The sequence below is a fragment of the Curtobacterium sp. UCD-KPL2560 genome (assembly GCF_001705035.1).
In the GTDB taxonomy this organism is placed as follows: Bacteria; Actinomycetota; Actinomycetes; order Actinomycetales; family Microbacteriaceae; genus Curtobacterium.
On sequence record NZ_MCIG01000125.1, the window covers coordinates 1 to 4,796 of the forward strand.

Consider the following 4,796-nt stretch of genomic DNA (forward strand, 5'->3'; position numbering starts at 1 on the left):
GGCTGTGCCCGGCGCCGGCGGCCGCACCGCTCACCGCCCGGCGCAGGGACGGCTCCGCCGTTCCGACCACCCCGCCGACACCCTCCGGGAAACCCCGTGGTGACGCCCGCGAAACACGCGGACCCTACGGTCCAGGCATGACGACGACCCTGATCCGTGCCGGCTGGGTGCTCACCGCAGCGCCCGACGACTCCCCCACCCCCGCTGCGATCCGCGACGGCGCCGTCCTGCTCGACGGGGACCGCATCGCCGCCGTGGGCACCTTCGCCGAGCTGTCCGCCGCCCACCCCGACGCACCGGTCCGCGGGGGCGCGTACGACGTCGTCACCCCGGGCTTCGTCAACACGCACGGGCACTTCAGCGAGGGCCTCGTCACGGGCATCGGCTCGCAGTACACGCTGTGGGAGTGGTTGACGGCGCTGATCAGCCGCGTCAACCCGGTGATGACCCGCGAGAAGGCGTACGCCGGCACGGTGCTGCAGGGCATCCAGCTGCTCCGGAGCGGTGTCACGACGGCGAACGACATGTTCTGCGCGGACCCGGTGCCCGACGAGCCCGCGACCCCCGGTGTCGTGCAGGCGCTCGAGGACCTCGGCCTGCGCGGCGTCGTGTCGTTCGGTTCCGGGGACGTCGACCGGGACTTCGGCGCGACCCCGATCCTCGAGGAGTTCGAGGCGCTGCGCGAGGCGGCGGACGCCAGCCGCTACAGCACCTTCCGGGTCGGGGTCTCGTCGATCGGCCGCTACACCGACGACACCTGGCAGGAGCACGTCGACTACGCGGTCGCGGGCGGCCACGGCGTGCACGTGCACTTCCACGAGGTGCGCGAGGAGGTCACGGCGGCCCGGCAGCGCACCGGCCGGACGGCGATCGGGCACGCCGAGGCGACGGGCATGTTCCAGGTGCCCGTGATCGCGGCGCACAGCGTCTGGGTGGACCGCGAGGACCGGGAGCGCTACGCCACGAACGGCGTCGGTGTCGCCCACAACCCGGTCGCGAACGGCATCCTGGCGAGCGGCATCGCCCCGGTCGCGGAGCTCCGCGCCCTCGGCGTCCCGGTCGGCATCGGGGTCGACGGCCCGGCCTCGAACGACTCGCAGGACTTCCTGCAGGCGATGAAGACCGCCGCGCTGCTCGCCCGGGTCCGGGACCTGCAGGCGACGGCGATGAGCGCCCGCGAGGCGTTCGAGATGGGCACCATCGGCGGCGCCCGCGCGCTCCGCATGGACACCGAGATCGGGTCGCTCGAGCCCGGCAAGCGCGCGGACGTCGTCGTCTTCGACGGCGACTCCCCGGCCCTGGCGAACGTGCACGACCCCTACCAGGCGGTCGTCTTCGTCGCCGGCAGCCGCGAGGTGCGCGACGTCTGGGTCGACGGCGAGCTGAGCCTGGCCGACCACGACGTCACGAAGGTCGACGTGCGCGAGGCCGTGGCCCGTGCCCGACCGCTCGCCCGGCAGCTGGTCGCCGAGGCGGGGCTCGAGCGCCTGTCGGCGCTCACCGGCGGCCCGCTCGACGACACCGAGCGTCCGTAGCGGCGGCGACCGCCCGACGGTCGCACCACGGGACGGACGGGAGGCGCGGCACCCGTCGTGCGCCGCGCCTCCCGTCCGTCCCGACCGGGCTCAGCGGCCGGTCACAGCTCCAGGACGAGGCGCGGGCACCCGCGCCGGGCGCGGGAGACGCAGACCATCATGGTGCGGTCGTCGGCCTGCTCCTCCGGGCTGAGCACGGTGTCGCGGTGCTCGACCGCGCCCTCGAGCACCGGGGTCTCGCAGGTGCCGCACGTGCCCTCGCGGCACGAGGACAGGACGAACGCGCCGGCCTCCTCGGCGACCTCGAGCAGGGTGCGGTCGGCCGGGACCGTCACGGTGACGCCGGTCACGGTCAGCTCGACCTCGAACGGCTCGCCCGGGGCGTCGACGGCGTCCGCCGGTTCGAAGCGCTCGACCCGGACGCTGCCGGCCGGCCAGTGCGCGGCCGCGGCCTCGACGGCGTCCATCAGTGCCCGCGGGCCGCAGCAGTACACGACGGCGTCCCGCGGCTCGGCGAGGAGCGCGGGGACGTCGAGCCGGACGCCCTCGTCCGCCGCGGCCACGGTGACCCGGTCGGGGTGCGCGGCGACGAGGTCGTCGACGAAGGCCATCCGGTCTCGGGTGCGGCCCGCGTAGTGGAGCTCCCACGGCGTCCCGGAACGCTCGGCGGCGGCGATCATCGCGGCGAGCGGCGTGATGCCGATGCCCCCGGCGACGAACACGGCGGGCCGGCCGGGGTCGAACCCGAAGTGGTTGCGCGGCCCACCGACGAGCACCTCGGTCCCGACCGCGAGCGCGTCGTGCACGGCCGCCGATCCGCCGCGGCCGTCGGGTTCCCGGAGGACCGCGATCCGCCAGTGCCCCGCGCGGGTGGTCCCGACGAGCGAGTACTGCCGCTCGGTGCCCGGCGTGACCTCGAGGTCGAGGTGCGCCCCGGGCTCCCAGTCGGGCAGCGGGGTGTCCCCCGTGGCCGCGAGGTCGAGCGCGACGACGTCGGTCGCGACCTCGCGGCGTGCGGCGACGCGCAGCCGCAGGCGCTCGGGGACGGCGGTCACTCGACACCCCCGACCCGCGGGGTCTCCTTGACCACGAGCATGTGGAAGCGTCCGCCGTCGGCGCTGCACCAGCGGTGTGCGGTGCCGCCCCGGTGGTAGACGGAGTCACCTGGCCCGAGGCGGATCGGCTCCTGGCCGCGCAGGTCGAGCAGCACGTGGCCGGAGAGCACGGTGAGGAACTCGTCCTCGCCGTGCTCGAAGTACTCGCCGAGGTCGGTGTGCTCGCCGGTCCACTCGAGCGGCTCGAAGGCGTGCGGTCCGGCGTGCACGAGGAGCCGCGCCTCGCCGTCGGAGGAGGGTCCGCGAGCACCCTCCCCGGCCCGCAGCACCTCGGGCGCACCGCCGTCGTGGCCGCCGTGCTCCGGGGCACCGGCGGCGAGCAGTGCGACCTGGGTCGTGCCGAGCGCCGCCGCGATCTTCTCGAGCGAGACCATGCTCGCCCGGGAGTGCCCGCGTTCGACCTGGCTGAGGAAGGGGTGCGACAAGCCGGTGGCGGCGGCGACCTGCACGAGGGTCAGGCCCGCGGCCCGGCGCCGGGCGCGGATCTGCTCGCCGATCCGACGGGTCTGCGCGTCGACGACCCGGTCGGCGTCGGGACGGGAGTCGGTGCCCGCCCCGTCGGCGGTGGTGTCGGTGCTCGCCCCGTCGGCGGTCGTGCTGGTGCGGGTCCCCGGGCTCACGCGTGCTCCTGTCGTTCCGGTTCGTTCCGGTCCGGGACGGCTGTCACACACGGCAACCGCCGCGAAACGTGAGGGAAACAGAGCCGCCCTAGCATCGGAGATGTTGATGCGATCAACATTCTCACACTTCCCCGGGAGGCGCCATGGGCTCGACAGCACCACGACCGGTCGCCCTGCTGCGGGACGCCCTGCTGGCCGACGGACACCGCGTCGACGTCGCGATCGCAGGCGACACGGTCGTGGCCGTCGCCCCGGCGGGCAGCCTCCACGCCCTCGCCGAGGACACGCTCGACCTCGGCGGACGGCTGCTCCTCACCGCTCCCGCCGAGCCGCACGCGCACCTCGACAAGGCCCTCAGTGCCGACGTGATCCGGCCGCCGCTCGGGGACCTCGGTGCCGCGATCGCCTCGTGGTCGGCGCACGCCACGACCATGACCGTGGACGAGATCGCCGACCGGGCGCGCACCGCCGCCCTGGCCCTGCTCGCCGCCGGGACCACCGCCGTCCGCAGCCACGTCGACGTCCTGAGCGGTCGCCGCACGGCCGACGACGCCCCCGCGTCCACCGAGTCCGCCGTGCGCGGTGCACGGGCGCTCGTCCGGGTCCGCGACGAGCTCGCCGGGCTCGTGGACATCGAGCTCGTCGCCCTGGCCGGACCGCTCGCGCCCGACCACCACGTCGAGGCCGTCCTGGCCTGCGGCGTCGACCTGGTCGGCGGCGCGCCGCACCTGGCGGCGGACCCGCTCGCCGACGTGGACCGGCTGCTCGCGCTGGCCGACCGGCACGGCGTCGGGGTCGACCTGCACACCGACGAGAACCTCGACGGCCCGCTCACGCTCGACCACTTCGCCCGCGCGGTCAGCGCACGCCGGGGTGCCCACGCCGGCACGGGCGAGCGCGACGGCAGGACCTGGACCGCCGGCCACTGCGTGCGGCTCGGCACCCTGGGCCCCGAGCGTCTGGCCGAGGTCGTCACCGACGTCGCCGCCGCCGACCTCGGGATCGTGACGCTGCCGATCACGAACCTCTACCTGCAGGGCTGGCAGCACCCGGTGTCCACGCCCCGCGGACTGACCGCGATCCAGGCCCTCACCGCGGCCGGGGTCCGCGTGGCCGCCGGCGCCGACAACGTCCGCGACCCGTTCAACCCGGTGGGCCGCAGCGACGCGCTCGAGACGGCGTCCCTCCTCGTGACCGCGGGCCACGTGACGCCGGACCAGGCGTACGCGATGGTGAGCGACACCGCCCGGAGCGTGATGGGCCTCCCGGCCGCCGGTCCCGTCCCCGGACGGCGAGCCGACCTGCTGGCGGTCGCCGCGACCAGCGTCACCGACGCCGTCGCGAACGCGCCGGCGGACCGCATCGTCCTGTCCCGTGGGCGACTCGTCGCCCGCACCGAGGTGCACACCACGATCGCCGCTCCCGCGTCCGCGGCCGCACCCGCGTCCGCACCGACACCGGCAGCCGCGGCACCCGTGCCGGCCTGACCGCGCACGGCACCGCGCCGCGCACCCACCCGACCCGAC

4 protein-coding genes are annotated in these 4,796 nt (G+C 75.7%); 2 read left to right on the plus strand and 2 right to left on the minus strand.

Annotated elements, in window-relative coordinates; translation table 11 throughout:
• Nucleotides 1-137: 137 nt before the first annotated feature.
• Entirely contained in the window at nucleotides 138-1,535 is a 1,398-nt protein-coding gene (locus BEP24_RS15860; RefSeq protein WP_065965079.1) for an amidohydrolase family protein, read from the plus strand.
• A gap of 101 nt (nucleotides 1,536-1,636) precedes the next feature.
• On the opposite strand, the gene BEP24_RS15865 is transcribed toward BEP24_RS15860, so the two are convergent.
• Nucleotides 1,637-2,590 (minus strand): PDR/VanB family oxidoreductase, encoded by a 954-nt coding sequence (locus BEP24_RS15865; RefSeq protein WP_065965081.1) that lies wholly within the window; start codon nucleotides 2,588-2,590, stop codon nucleotides 1,637-1,639.
• Nucleotides 2,587-3,270, minus strand: coding sequence for an XRE family transcriptional regulator (locus BEP24_RS15870; RefSeq protein WP_083230441.1), 684 nt, complete (start codon nucleotides 3,268-3,270; stop codon nucleotides 2,587-2,589). The genes BEP24_RS15865 and BEP24_RS15870 overlap by 4 nt, the downstream gene beginning before the upstream one ends.
• 143 nt (nucleotides 3,271-3,413) lie before the next feature.
• On the opposite strand from BEP24_RS15870, the gene BEP24_RS15875 reads away from it, so the two are divergent.
• Entirely contained in the window at nucleotides 3,414-4,757 is a 1,344-nt protein-coding gene (locus BEP24_RS15875; protein ID WP_065965083.1) for a cytosine deaminase, read from the plus strand.
• The last annotated feature ends 39 nt before the right edge of the window (nucleotides 4,758-4,796 follow it).